The sequence below is a fragment of the Sphingomonas sp. genome (assembly GCF_019242355.1).
Classification (GTDB): Bacteria; Pseudomonadota; Alphaproteobacteria; order Sphingomonadales; family Sphingomonadaceae; genus Sphingomicrobium.
In genome coordinates this window covers 1-11113 of sequence record NZ_JAFAVR010000109.1, presented here as the reverse complement: position 1 = coordinate 11113, position 11113 = coordinate 1, and the positions used below count along the sequence as shown (strand labels likewise).

Here is an 11113-nt window from a genome sequence, read left to right as displayed (position 1 = left end):
CCGCGCTCTTTAGCATCAGGCGAGTCTCGGCGAGCGGCAGTCCGACGACGTTCGAATAGCTTCCTCGAATGTGGCGGACATAGACCTCGCCATAGCCCTGGAGTGCATAGCCCCCAGCCTTGCCGCGCCATTCGCCGTGACTCGCGTAATAGTCGATCTCTTCGTCGCTGAGGCGCTTCATCGCGATCATGGTCTCGACCAGGCGCTCTCGAACGCCGTGCCCGGGCACGACCAGTGCAACGCCGGTCAGCACTCGGTGCCGCCTGCCGGAAAGTAGCCTCATGCAAGCGCGCAGGGTCTGCTCATCCTCGACCTTCGGCAGGATTCGCCGCCCGACCGCGACCACCGTGTCGGCTGCAAGCACCAGCGCGTCAGGTTCGCGGGCGGCGACCGCCGCCGCCTTCTCGCGAGCAAGCCGCGCCGCATGGTCGCGCGGAAGCTCGCCCCGCGGCACACTCTCGTCGATATCGGCGGGGTCGACCGCGTCCGGGGTGACGCCGATGCGGGCAAGCAGGTCGAGACGGCGCGGGCTCGCCGAGGCGAGGATCAGCCGCACGGAATTCGCTTAGCCCGTGTAGCCGGGCGGTCCCGCGCGTCCTGGCATGAATCGGTAGGTGATGCGCCCCTTGGTGAGATCATAGGGCGTCATTTCGACCAGGACCTCGTCGCCGGTCAGCACGCGAATCCGGTTCTTGCGCATCTTGCCGGCGGTATGGCCGAGAACCTCGTGGCCGTTCTCGAGCTCGACGCGGAACATCGCATTTGGGAGCAGTTCCACCACCCGTCCGCGCATCTCGAGCAATTCTTCCTTGGCCAAGCGAGTTCCTCTTTTGCTTGCAAAAAGTCGCGGTGCCTTAGCGGCGACGGGCACAAAAGGGAAGGCGGGGCTAGACGTTGAGGACGGTCGAGCCAGTCGTCTTGCGGCCTTCGAGCGCACGGTGGGCCTCGGCGGCGTCGCGCAGGGCGAAGCGCTGCTTGACCTCGACCTTGACCGTGCCGCTGGCGACGATGTCGAACAACTCCTTCGCCGCCTGTTCGAGCTCGGAACGCTCGGCGATGTAATCGAACAGGGTCGGCCGCGTCAGGAATAGCGAGCCTTTCTGCGACAGAACCCCAGGCGCGAGTGGCTCTGGCGCTCCTGACGCGCCTCCGAAGCTCACCATCATGCCCCGCCGGGCGAGGCAGTCGAGCGACTTCAGGAACGTGTCCTTGCCGACCCCGTCGTAGACGACCGGCAGCTTCTTGCCACCGGTGAGGCGCTCGACCTCGCCGACGAAATCCTGTTGCTTGTAGAGGATCGGATGGTCGCAGCCATGGCCTCGGGCGATCTCGGCTTTCTCCTCGCTGCCGACGGTGCCGATCACCGTCGCCCCGAGCGCCTTGGCCCACTGGCACACGATCAGGCCGACTCCGCCGGCTGCCGCGTGGATCAGGATCGTCTCGCCCGGCTTCACGTCGTGGATTTGGCGGAGCAGCATGTGAGCGGTCAGCCCCTGGAGCATCATCGCGCCCGCCTGCTCCGACGAGATGGAATCAGGCAGGCTCACCAGCCGGTCAGCAGCGATCAGCCGCTGCTCGGCGTAGCTTCCGATCGCCCCGGCATAAGCAACGCGGTCGCCCACCCTCAGGGTCGATACGTCGGGCCCGACCGCATCGACAATGCCGGCGCCCTCGACCCCCGGCGTGAACGGCAGCTTCTGCGGATAGGCGCCAGTGCGATGATAGACATCGATGAAGTTGAGGCCGACCGCTTCTTGGCGCAGGCGGACCTCGCCGGGGCCAGGATCGCCGACCTCGACCTGTTCCCACTTCAGGACTTCGGGCCCGCCGGTCTGATGGATTCGGATCGCGTGAGTCATGGCAGCGCTTCAACGCCTGGCTCGCGCAAAAGAAAAGCCTCGCCCCGGCGGACCGGGACGAGGCCTGTCCTTTCGAGCGACGAGCTGCTTAGTGCGCCGCGTGCGCCGCAAGCGCCGCGAGCAGCAGCAGCGCGACGATGTTGGTGATCTTGATCATCGGATTGACGGCCGGACCGGCGGTGTCCTTGTAGGGATCGCCGACCGTGTCGCCGGTCACCGCCGCCTTGTGGGCTTCGGAGCCCTTGCCGCCGTAATTGCCGTCCTCGATATATTTCTTGGCGTTGTCCCAGGCGCCGCCGCCCGAGGTCATCGAGATGGCGACGAACAGGCCGGAGACAATCACCCCGAGGAGCAGCGCCCCGACCGCGGCAAGACCGTTCTCACGGCCCGCGACTGCGCCAATCAGGAAATAGACGACGATCGGAGCAAGCACCGGCAGTAGCGACGGGATGATCATCTCGCGGATCGCGGCGCGGGTGACGAGGTCGACGGTGCGCGCATAGTTCGGACGAACCGAGCCATCCATGATACCCGGGTTCTCGCGGAATTGCGCCCGGACTTCCTCGACGACGGCGCCGCCGGCTCGGCCGACCGCGGTCATGCCCATCGCTCCGAACAGGTAGGGCAGCAGGGCGCCGAGCAGCAGGCCGACGATGACGTACGGGTTCGACAGGCTGAACAGCGTATCGAGATCCGTCGTCACGCCGATCGAGCCGCCGAACTCGCGAAGGTCGGCGGTGTAAGCGCCGAACAGGACCAGCGCGGCAAGGCCGGCCGAACCGATCGCATAGCCCTTCGTCACCGCCTTGGTGGTATTGCCGACCGCGTCGAGGGCGTCGGTGCGGGTGCGCACGTCCTCCTCAAGGCCCGACATCTCGGCGATGCCGCCGGCATTGTCGGTGACCGGGCCGTAGGCGTCGAGGGCCACCACCATGCCGGCGAGCGCCAGCATCGCCGAAGCCGCGAAAGCAACGCCGAGGAAGCCCGCGAGCTTGTAGCTGGCGATCAGGCCGACGATGATCACGACGGTCGGAAGCGCCGTCGACTCGAGGCTGATGGCCAGGCCCTGGATGATGTTGGTGCCGTGGCCGGTCTGGCTGGACCGGGCGATCGACTGGACCGGGCGATAATTCGTGCCCGTATAATATTCCGTGATCCACACGATCAGCGCGGTGACCGCAAGGCCGATCAGGCTGGAATAGAAGAGGTCCATGCCGGTGAAGCCGCCCGCCGCCGCCGTGGTCGGAGCGCCCGGCGTTCCAGCGCCGGCGCCGCCGATGACAGAGTTCAAATCACCGTGGAGCGAGACCCAGAACGCCCCGAAGATCGCGGGAATGGCAAGGATCGTCGTGGTCCAGAAGCCTTTGTAGAGCGCGCCCATGATGGAGCCGCCCTTGCCGAGCTGCACCATATAGGTGCCGATGATGGAGGTGATGATGCAGACGCCGCCGATCAGGAGCGGCAGGATCATCAGCGGCAGCAGCAGCGGCGAACCCTTCAGTGCGAGCGCGATCGACACCATCGTGATGCCGACGGTGACGACGTAGGTCTCGAACAGGTCGGCAGCCATCCCGGCGCAGTCGCCGACATTGTCGCCAACGTTGTCCGCGATCACGGCCGGGTTACGAGGATCGTCCTCGGGAATTCCCGCCTCGACCTTGCCGACGAGGTCGGCGCCGACGTCGGCGGCCTTGGTGAAGATGCCGCCGCCGAGGCGCGCGAAGATGGAAACGAGCGAGGCTCCGAGCGCCAGAGCCGTAAGCGCCGTCACGACCGCCCGGTCATCGGGCGCGTATCCGCCCGGGCCGGTCAGGTACCAGAACAATCCGGAAATCGCGAGGAGCGCGAGGCCGGCGACGAGAAGGCCGGTCACCGCGCCGGCGCGGAACGCCGTGGTGAGACCCCGCTGCAGGCTGGTCCTGGCCGCCTCCGCGGTCCGCACATTGGAGCGCACCGAGATGTTCATGCCGATGAAGCCGGCCACCCCCGAAAGCACCGAGCCGATCACGAAGGCCGCGGCCGAGAGAGCGCCGAGGAAGATGCCAATGATGACCGCGGCGACGACGCCGACGATCGCAATGGTCGTGTACTGGCGGCGGAGATAGGCGCCCGCGCCTTCCTGAATCGCCCCTGCGACCTCGATCATCCGCTGGTTGCCGGGCGACAGTGCAAGCACCTGGCGGCTGGTGACGATCCCGTAGAGCACGGCGATGACGCCGCAAGCGATGGCGATCAGAAGCAGATTCATCGGTGATTTATCCCCGTTGCTCAGACTGGTGGCCCACGAGCAAGCGGGCCGAAAGAACACGGGGTCTTTTAGAGGCGCGAGCGGAGCTTGCAACTCCGCGCGGGGAGAGGACGGCTAGCGGATGAGAAGGGCCGCCGTCATGCCGGACACAAGCCCGCTAAGCCCGATCAGCCAGGGCCGCAGCGGGACCGTCGCGATGGTGATTGCGCGAATGCTCAAAACCAAGTCTCTCCGGCAGCTCCACCGGTTCCCCGTCGCTCACCAACCGCACATGCGCCTGGCCGTCGCGAAGGGTCCCGATCGCGGCAATTCTGGCGCCGGACGGTAAACAAAGCGTTGATGGATCGATTTCCGGCGGAAGGGCAGCCAGCAGTGCATAATCGTCGCCTCCCGTCGCCGCGAACAGGCGCGCCTGCCGGTCCTGCCCGACCTCGGCGACAAAGGCCCCGGACAGCGGCAGGGACGCGAGATCGATCTCAGCGACGCAGCCGCTCGCCTCGGCCATTCGCCGGGCATCGAGCAGGAGCCCGTCGGACACGTCCAACATCGCAGTGGCATGAGGCGCCATCGCCCGCCCCGCAGCAAGCAACGGCACTGGCCGGCGGTAGACGTCCACCAGCGGTCCGCTGGCCCGCTGATCGCGAAGCAGCTGGCCCAATCCCGCCGCGGCATCGCCGAGCGTCCCGACCAGCCACAGCCGGTCGCCGGGCCGGCCGCTTGCGCGGTCGGGCACCCGCTCGCCGGCGCGTCCGATCGCGGTGAGGCCGAGCACCCTTATCGCGCCCGCCGGGAGCGCGATGGTGTCGCCGCCGATCAAAGGCAGGCGGTAGCTTTCGCAGGCATGCTCGACGCCGGTCAGGAACTCCGAGTCCCAGGCGGGATCGGGCCCGAGCGCCATTGCGAGCAAGGCTCCGGCGGGCTCCGCCCCCTTGGCTGCGAGGTCCGAGAGGTTCACCGCGACCAGCTTCCAGCCGACGCTCGCGGGCGGATCGCCGCTCAGGAAATGGACACCTTCTGCAATGCTGTCATGCGTCAGCACGAGCCGGTCGAGAAGGGCGGCATCGTCGCTAAGGCCGCGCGCTGCGGGATCGGTCGCGATCCGCCTCAGCCGCGCAATGACCTCGGTCTCGTCCATTAGTCGGCCCGACTTTCCGTTCGACCTCCCGTCTCGGCTCGAGCGTTCTTTGCGATCGAGTCGAGCAGTCCGTTTACGAAACCGCTCTCGCGCTTGTCGTAAAAGGCGTGGGCGACATCGACATATTCGGAAATGACCGAGCCGACCGGAACGTCACGGCGCGCGAGCAGCTCGTACGCGCCGGCGCGAAGGATCGCCCGCATCGGCCGGTCGAGGCGCTCCAGCGACCAGCCTTCGGCGAGATTCCCCGCGATCCTTTCGTCGATTTCTCCCCGGCGCGCTTCGACGCCGGTCACGACATCGTCGAAGAAGTCGCGCTCGGCGGCGTGATATTGCGAATCCTCGATGATCGCGCCGAGCCGGTGGTCGTGGAACTCCTTGAGCAGCCGCGGCACGGGCGTGTCCTCCATTTCGCGCTGGTAGAGCGCCTGGACGGCAGCCAGCCGGGCGGCGGAACGGGAAAGCGATCGGGTCTGGCTCATGACTGCCGGTCCGTAACGCCGGAGCGGCCCGCGCGAAAGTGCGGGCGGCCGCTCAGGAGCCCGCTTCCGAGAGAAGCTTTGCCGCTTCCGGGCTCGTCCAGTCGAGGTCGCCGACGTAGCGCCATACCTCGCGGCCCTTCGCGTCATAGAGCACGGACGTGGGCAGGACCTGGGCGCCGATCGCGCCTGAAAGCTCCATGCCTGAGTCCTGATAGGCTTCGAGATTGACGATCCTGTGTGTCGTCAGGAAGGCTTCGACGGACGCATGCGGCCCGGCGTCCTGGCTCACAGCCGCGACCCGGACCCTCCCGTTGGCCGCTTGCGACACCGAGTCGAGCGTCGGCAGCTCCTTGACACACGGCGCGCACCAGCTCGCCCAGAGGTTGACCAGCAGCGGCTTGCCGTCTGCGATCTCGCTGAGGCTCGTTTTCTCTCCCTCGCCATTCACGAACTCGGCGTCCGGCGCGGGGCTTCCTCGATGGCTGCGATCGACGCCCTTGCCGTTCTCGGCCTGAGCAGCGGCCGCAGGTCCCGATGCGTTGGTGGCTGGCTGCGGCTGGGAAGCCGGCTTCGAGCAGTCGGCGAGCGCGACGAAGACCATGGCAAATAAGAGGAACCGCATCCGGGCGCAGCTAGCCTAAGCAGCAGCGAGGGGCTAGGCGGAAGCGCATGCTTCGGTCGGGGACAGGATTGATCATTGTGCTGGCCTGCCTCGCCGGCTGCGGCCGGGTGGCCGACCTCCATCCCGCGCCGGGGCAGCGGCTCCCGGTCAAGCCAGCGATGGCGCGGGTTACGCCGACTCCGGTCGACCTCCTCACCGCCCCGCCTTATGCGCGGCCGCAGCGAGTAGACGAGCTGATGACCAAGTCGACGCCCCGTGAAGCCGATCCGTTCGACCTTCCGCCGCCGAGCGGTGGCGCCGCGCCGGACGTCCCGGCGGGCACCGACCCGCAACCCGTAACCAACGCCACCGGACCCGCGGAGACCAAATGACCGACAGAGTTCGCAAAGCCGTCTTCCCCGTCGCCGGCCTCGGCACCCGGCTGCTCCCGGCGACCAAGAGCATTCCCAAGGAGATGATCACGATCGTCGACCGGCCGCTGATCCAGTATGCGGTCGATGAGGCGCGCGAGGCCGGGATCGAGCAGCTGATCTTCGTCACCGGGCGCGGCAAGTCCTCCCTGGTCGATTACTTCGACACGGCGTTCGAGCTCGAGACCACGCTGCGGGGCAAGGGCAAGAGCCTCGACGTGCTCGAACCGTCGAGCGCGAGCTTCGGCGAGGTCGTCACCGTCCGCCAGCAGCAGCCGCTCGGGCTCGGCCACGCGGTCTGGTGCGCGCGCCACATCGTCGGCGACGAGCCATTCGCGGTCCTGCTTCCGGACGAGCTGATGTACGGCAAGCCCAATTGCCTGGCGCAGATGATCGAGGCCTATGAAAAGGTCGGCGGCAATATCGTCGCCGCTCTCGAGGTGCCGGATAGCGAGACCCACAAGTACGGCGTCATCGAGCCCGGCACGGTCGACGGCCGCCTGACCGAGATTCGCGGAATGGTCGAGAAGCCGGCACCGGGGACCGCACCGTCCAACCTGATGCTCCCCGGCCGTTACATCCTGCAACCGTCGGTGATGCGCGCGCTCGACGCCCAGGAAGCCGGCGCCGGCGGCGAGATCCAGCTGACCGACGCGATGGCCAAGCTTATCGGCAGGGAGCCGTTTAATGCCTACCGCTTCCAGGGAGAGCGCTACGACTGCGGAAGCGCTGCGGGCTTTGTGATCGCGAACCTCGCAATGGCGCTGGACCGTCCGGATGTCGCTCCGGCCGTTCGCGAATTCCTCGGCGGTCAGGGCTCCAGCACGACGTCCCAGTAAAGGTAATCGCGCCAGCTGTCGTGGAGGTGGTTGGGCGGGAAGCCTCGGCCATGCTCCTGCAATTGCCAGCTGGTGGGACGGATCGGCTCGCGCATGATGTGCATATGGGCCTGGACCGGCGTGCGGCCGCCCTTGCGGAGGTTGCAGGGCGCGCAGGCCGTGGCGACGTTCTCCCATGTCGTTCGCCCGCCTTGCGCGCGCGGGATGACGTGGTCGAACGTCAGCTCTCGCGCCGACCCGCAATAGACGCAGCGGAAACGATCGCGAAGAAACAGGTTGAACCGCGTGAACGCCGGATATTCGTTGGGCCGCACATAGTCGCGCAGGGCGATGACCGACGGCAGCTTCAGCGCCCGGCTGGGGCTGTGCACCTCGCGCTCGTAGTGGGCGACGACGTCGACCCGCTCCAGGAACATCGCCTTCACTGCCGTCTGCCACGGCCACAGCGACAGCGGATAATAGGACAGCGGCGTATAGTCGGCGTTCAGCACTAGCGCCGGACAGCTTTCGGGATGGCGGATCAGTTCGGGGTGGTACATGAGGGGCGCCACAAGCCTTTCGTTCGGCGGTCCGAACTGCAGCTCCCCGGCCCTCGTCGCACGCGCCCGGTCAAGGGCCGAAGGGGAGAGGGCAACGCGGCCCGTCTTCCCTTGTCGCCCGCCGGATGCCACCCCGGCGTGACATGCCAATGACAGCATTTTCCACGACTCGCGGTCAAGAGTCCTTTCGGCCACAGGCGAGATGATCACCACGCGCTTCGCCCCCTCGCCGACCGGGCGGCTTCATCTCGGCCATGCCTATAGCGCGGCGCTCGGGCATGAGCGGGCCCGAGAGCTGGGCGGCAGGTCCCTGCTTCGCATCGAGGATTTGGACCAGACGCGCTGTCGGCCCGGATTCGTCGACGGCATCGTCGAGGACCTCGACTGGCTCGGGATCGACTGGGATGCGCCGACGATCGTTCAATCGCAACGGACGGGCGCCTATGACGAGGCGCTGCAAAGTCTGATGGCGCGCGGCCTTGTCTATGCCTGCTTCTGCACTCGCGCGGACATCGCGCAGTCGCTGAGCGCACCGCACGGCGACGCGCCGAGCGCATATCCCGGCACCTGTCGCCTCCTTCCCCAAGACCCGCAACGGCGCGCCTCCACGCCGCATTGCTGGCGGCTCGACTCCGCCAAGGCGCTGCATCTCGCGGGGCTTCCGTCGTGGACCGAAGCCGACGGCGCCCGCTTCACCGCAGCGCCGCACGAGATCGGCGACGCCATCCTCGCTCGCAAGGATGCGCCGGCCTCTTACCACCTCGCCTGCGTCGTCGACGATGCCGCGTCGGACGTGACGCTCGTCGTCCGCGGCGCGGACCTTCGGTCATCGACGCCCACGCAGCGTCTGCTCCAGTCGCTCCTTGGTCTCGCCGAGCCGAGCTATCTTCACCATGCGTTGATCACTCACGCTGGCGGCCGTCGCCTTGCCAAGCGCGATCTCGCGCCGACGCTCGCCGCGATGCGCGAAGCCGGCGTGAACGGCCGAGCCCTCGCGCGCTCGCTTCTTGCCGGCGAGCTTCCCCTTGGTTTCGCCTGGTCGGAGGCCTAGAAGACACGGCCATGCGCTTCCCGCTGCTGATCCTGCTTCTACTGGCCATGGCCGCCGTCCTCTATGTGCTGGTCCGCGGCGTGCTCGCCATGGCCTCGGGCAAGGACATCACGGGCGAGCAGCAGCAGACCTACATGCGCCGCCGTGTCCTCTATCAGGCGGTGGCGATTGTCATCGTCGTCCTGATCCTCGTCCTCGCCGGCCAGTCGAGCCACTAGGGGCCGGGCCGCTTGGTCAAGCTCAACAAGATCTACACGCGCACCGGCGACGGCGGCAGCGCCGGGCTCGTCGACGGCAGCAGGGTCAGCAAGGCGAGCCTTCGAATGGCCGCGATCGGCGATATCGACGAGGCCAATGCCGCTATCGGAGTCGCGATTGCGGCGCTCGACGACTGCGATACCGCGACGAGCCTTCTGCGGGTGCAGAACGAGCTATTCGACCTCGGCGCCGACGTGGCCACCCCGGGCGAGATCGAGGGCGCGCTCCGCATCGTCGCGGGTCAGGTCGAGCGTCTGGAAGGCGAGATCGACGCGATGACCGCGCTCCAGCAGCCGCTGACCAGCTTCATCCTCCCAGGGGGCTCGCCGGCCGTCGCCTCCCTCCACCTCGCGCGGACGATCGTCCGCAGGGCCGAGCGCTCCGCGGTTGCGACCAATGAATCCGAGCCTCTCAACCCCCACGCCCTCGCCTACCTCAACCGCCTGTCCGACCACCTGTTCGTCGCCGCCCGCGCGGTTGCAGCGGAAGGCGCGGGTGACGTGCTCTGGCAACCGGGCGCGACGCGGGCATAGCCGAAAGGCGGTAGTCGCCACCGGCACAAAGCCGGCGCCGGGCCGTTAAGCCTCCGTCACAGAACGGAGGAACCGGTGCCGCTCAGCGCGATCGCCATCAACTGCACATTGAAGCGCAGCGGCGGCGAACAATCCTCGACCGACCGCATGATCGGCCTCCTCGCCGACGAATTGCGCAAGCACGAAGTCGAGGTTCGAGACACGATCCGCATCGCCGACCATGACATCAAGCCTGGCGTTTCCTCGGACGAAGGCGAAGGCGACGCGTGGCCCGACATCCGCCGGCGGATCCTCGACTGCGACATCCTGATTTTCGGAACACCCGTCTGGTTGGGCCAGATGTCGAGTCTCGCCAAGCGCGTGCTCGAGCGAATGGACGCCTTCCTCGACGAGACCGACGACCAGGGCCGCATGCCGAGCTTCGGCAAGGTCGCGGTTGCCGGGATCGTCGGCAACGAGGACGGAGCCCACGCGATCACCGCGGACCTCTTCCAGGCACTGAATGACGTCGGCTGGACGATCCCGAGCGCTGCCTCCGATTACTGGGTGGGCGAGGCGATGCAGAGCAAGGACTTCAAGGACCTGCCGCAAATTCCCGACCCGGTGAAGCAGGGCGCGGCGATGCTCGGCGCCAATGCCGCACACCTGGCGAAGCTACTACAGCAGCAGCCTTATCCGGGAGTGCCGGAGGGCTCGTGAACGCTGCTTTCCCACCGCCGAAGCCAGCGCGAGACGATCTTGCGGACAGGCTGTTCGCGACGCGGAAGCTGACGCTCGGCCTCGCGGCGCCGCTCACCGACGCTGACGCCAGTCTCCAGCCCTTCACGGAGGCGTCCCCGGCCAAGTGGCATCTCGCCCATTCAACCTGGTTCTTCGAAACCTTCGTGCTGCGCGACCATGTGCCCGGCTACCGCCCGTTCGACCAGGATTGGGCCTATCTGTTCAACTCCTATTACGAAGGCGAGGGCGCGCGGCACCCGCGCCCGCGGCGCGGCATGCTCAGCCGGCCGAGCCTGGACGAGATCCGGCATTATCGGGCCCATGTCGACGCGGCGGTCGCCGACGCGCTGCCCGAGCTGCCGCCCGTCGTGCTGGAGCGGCTCGAGCTCGGGCTGCATCACGAGCAGCAGCATCAGG

The 11113-nt window shown here is 67.4% G+C and carries 15 protein-coding genes; 7 read left to right on the top strand and 8 right to left on the bottom strand.

Annotation, left to right across the window (positions count from 1 at the left end; translation table 11 throughout):
* From JOZ79_RS05100 to JOZ79_RS05070, 7 genes are all read right to left on the bottom strand, one after another.
* On the bottom strand, positions 1-556 hold a 556-nt coding region (locus JOZ79_RS05100; protein WP_294071500.1), incomplete at its 3' end, for a Maf family protein.
* A gap of 9 nt (positions 557-565) precedes the next feature.
* Entirely contained in the window at positions 566-817 is a 252-nt protein-coding gene (infA, locus tag JOZ79_RS05095; protein WP_294071497.1) for a translation initiation factor IF-1, read from the bottom strand.
* Between the two features lie 70 nt (positions 818-887).
* Positions 888-1859: a quinone oxidoreductase gene (locus JOZ79_RS05090; protein ID WP_294071495.1), complete on the bottom strand. Its 972-nt coding sequence runs from the start codon at positions 1857-1859 to the stop codon at positions 888-890.
* A gap of 88 nt (positions 1860-1947) precedes the next feature.
* Complete coding sequence (locus JOZ79_RS05085) at positions 1948-4107, bottom strand: sodium-translocating pyrophosphatase (RefSeq protein WP_294071492.1); 2160 nt, start codon at positions 4105-4107, stop codon at positions 1948-1950.
* 157 nt (positions 4108-4264) lie between these two features.
* Positions 4265-5242, bottom strand: a complete 978-nt coding sequence (thiL, locus tag JOZ79_RS05080) for a thiamine-phosphate kinase (RefSeq protein ID WP_294071490.1) — start codon at positions 5240-5242, stop codon at positions 4265-4267.
* The gene (gene nusB, locus JOZ79_RS05075; protein WP_294071488.1) at positions 5242-5724 is read right to left on the bottom strand and encodes a transcription antitermination factor NusB; all 483 of its coding nucleotides are present in this window, start codon (positions 5722-5724) and stop codon (positions 5242-5244) included. Before nusB ends, thiL begins: the two co-directional genes overlap by 1 nt.
* A gap of 52 nt (positions 5725-5776) precedes the next feature.
* Entirely contained in the window at positions 5777-6346 is a 570-nt protein-coding gene (locus tag JOZ79_RS05070) for a TlpA disulfide reductase family protein (protein ID WP_294071486.1), read from the bottom strand.
* A gap of 68 nt (positions 6347-6414) precedes the next feature.
* On the opposite strand from JOZ79_RS05070, the gene JOZ79_RS05065 reads away from it, so the two are divergent.
* A complete protein-coding gene (locus JOZ79_RS05065) occupies positions 6415-6717 on the top strand; it encodes a hypothetical protein (protein WP_366514795.1) in 303 nt (100 codons plus the stop codon).
* On the top strand, positions 6714-7595 hold the full coding sequence (gene galU, locus JOZ79_RS05060; protein WP_294071483.1) for a UTP--glucose-1-phosphate uridylyltransferase GalU: 882 nt from the start codon (positions 6714-6716) through the stop codon (positions 7593-7595). The genes JOZ79_RS05065 and galU overlap by 4 nt, the downstream gene beginning before the upstream one ends.
* Here galU and JOZ79_RS05055 read toward each other — a convergent pair.
* On the bottom strand, positions 7568-8134 hold the full coding sequence (locus JOZ79_RS05055; protein WP_294071481.1) for an HNH endonuclease: 567 nt from the start codon (positions 8132-8134) through the stop codon (positions 7568-7570). The two genes, galU and JOZ79_RS05055, sit on opposite strands and share 28 nt — an antisense overlap.
* A 202-nt stretch (positions 8135-8336) precedes the next feature.
* On the opposite strand from JOZ79_RS05055, the gene gluQRS reads away from it, so the two are divergent.
* From gluQRS to JOZ79_RS05030, 5 genes are all read left to right on the top strand, one after another.
* Complete coding sequence (gene gluQRS, locus JOZ79_RS05050) at positions 8337-9185, top strand: tRNA glutamyl-Q(34) synthetase GluQRS (protein WP_294071477.1); 849 nt, start codon at positions 8337-8339, stop codon at positions 9183-9185.
* Between the two features lie 11 nt (positions 9186-9196).
* Positions 9197-9403 carry an HIG1 domain-containing protein gene (locus JOZ79_RS05045; RefSeq protein WP_294071475.1) on the top strand — a complete coding sequence of 69 codons (207 nt, stop codon included), beginning with the start codon at positions 9197-9199 and terminating at the stop codon, positions 9401-9403.
* A gap of 12 nt (positions 9404-9415) precedes the next feature.
* Positions 9416-9976, top strand: a complete 561-nt coding sequence (locus JOZ79_RS05040; protein ID WP_294071473.1) for a cob(I)yrinic acid a,c-diamide adenosyltransferase — start codon at positions 9416-9418, stop codon at positions 9974-9976.
* Positions 9977-10051: 75 nt separating this feature from the next.
* Complete coding sequence (locus JOZ79_RS05035; RefSeq protein WP_294071471.1) at positions 10052-10675, top strand: NAD(P)H-dependent oxidoreductase; 624 nt, start codon at positions 10052-10054, stop codon at positions 10673-10675.
* Positions 10676-10725: 50 nt separating this feature from the next.
* Positions 10726-11113, top strand: a 388-nt coding sequence (locus JOZ79_RS05030; RefSeq protein WP_294071502.1) for a DinB family protein, incomplete at its 3' end; no start/stop codon positions are given.

Bases quoted from the DNA above. Each gene is read 5' to 3' on its own strand.
- JOZ79_RS05070 (WP_294071486.1), bottom strand. From the start codon at position 6,346: ATGCGGTTCCTCTTATTTGCCATGGTCTTCGTCGCGCTCGCCGACTGC.
- JOZ79_RS05045 (WP_294071475.1), top strand. From the start codon at position 9,197: ATGCGCTTCCCGCTGCTGATCCTGCTTCTACTGGCCATGGCCGCCGTC.
- nusB (WP_294071488.1), bottom strand. From the start codon at position 5,724: ATGAGCCAGACCCGATCGCTTTCCCGTTCCGCCGCCCGGCTGGCTGCC.
- galU (WP_294071483.1), top strand. From the start codon at position 6,714: ATGACCGACAGAGTTCGCAAAGCCGTCTTCCCCGTCGCCGGCCTCGGC.
- thiL (WP_294071490.1), bottom strand. From the start codon at position 5,242: ATGGACGAGACCGAGGTCATTGCGCGGCTGAGGCGGATCGCGACCGAT.
- JOZ79_RS05085 (WP_294071492.1), bottom strand. From the start codon at position 4,107: ATGAATCTGCTTCTGATCGCCATCGCTTGCGGCGTCATCGCCGTGCTC.
- JOZ79_RS05090 (WP_294071495.1), bottom strand. From the start codon at position 1,859: ATGACTCACGCGATCCGAATCCATCAGACCGGCGGGCCCGAAGTCCTG.
- gluQRS (WP_294071477.1), top strand. From the start codon at position 8,337: ATGATCACCACGCGCTTCGCCCCCTCGCCGACCGGGCGGCTTCATCTC.
- JOZ79_RS05055 (WP_294071481.1), bottom strand. From the start codon at position 8,134: ATGTACCACCCCGAACTGATCCGCCATCCCGAAAGCTGTCCGGCGCTA.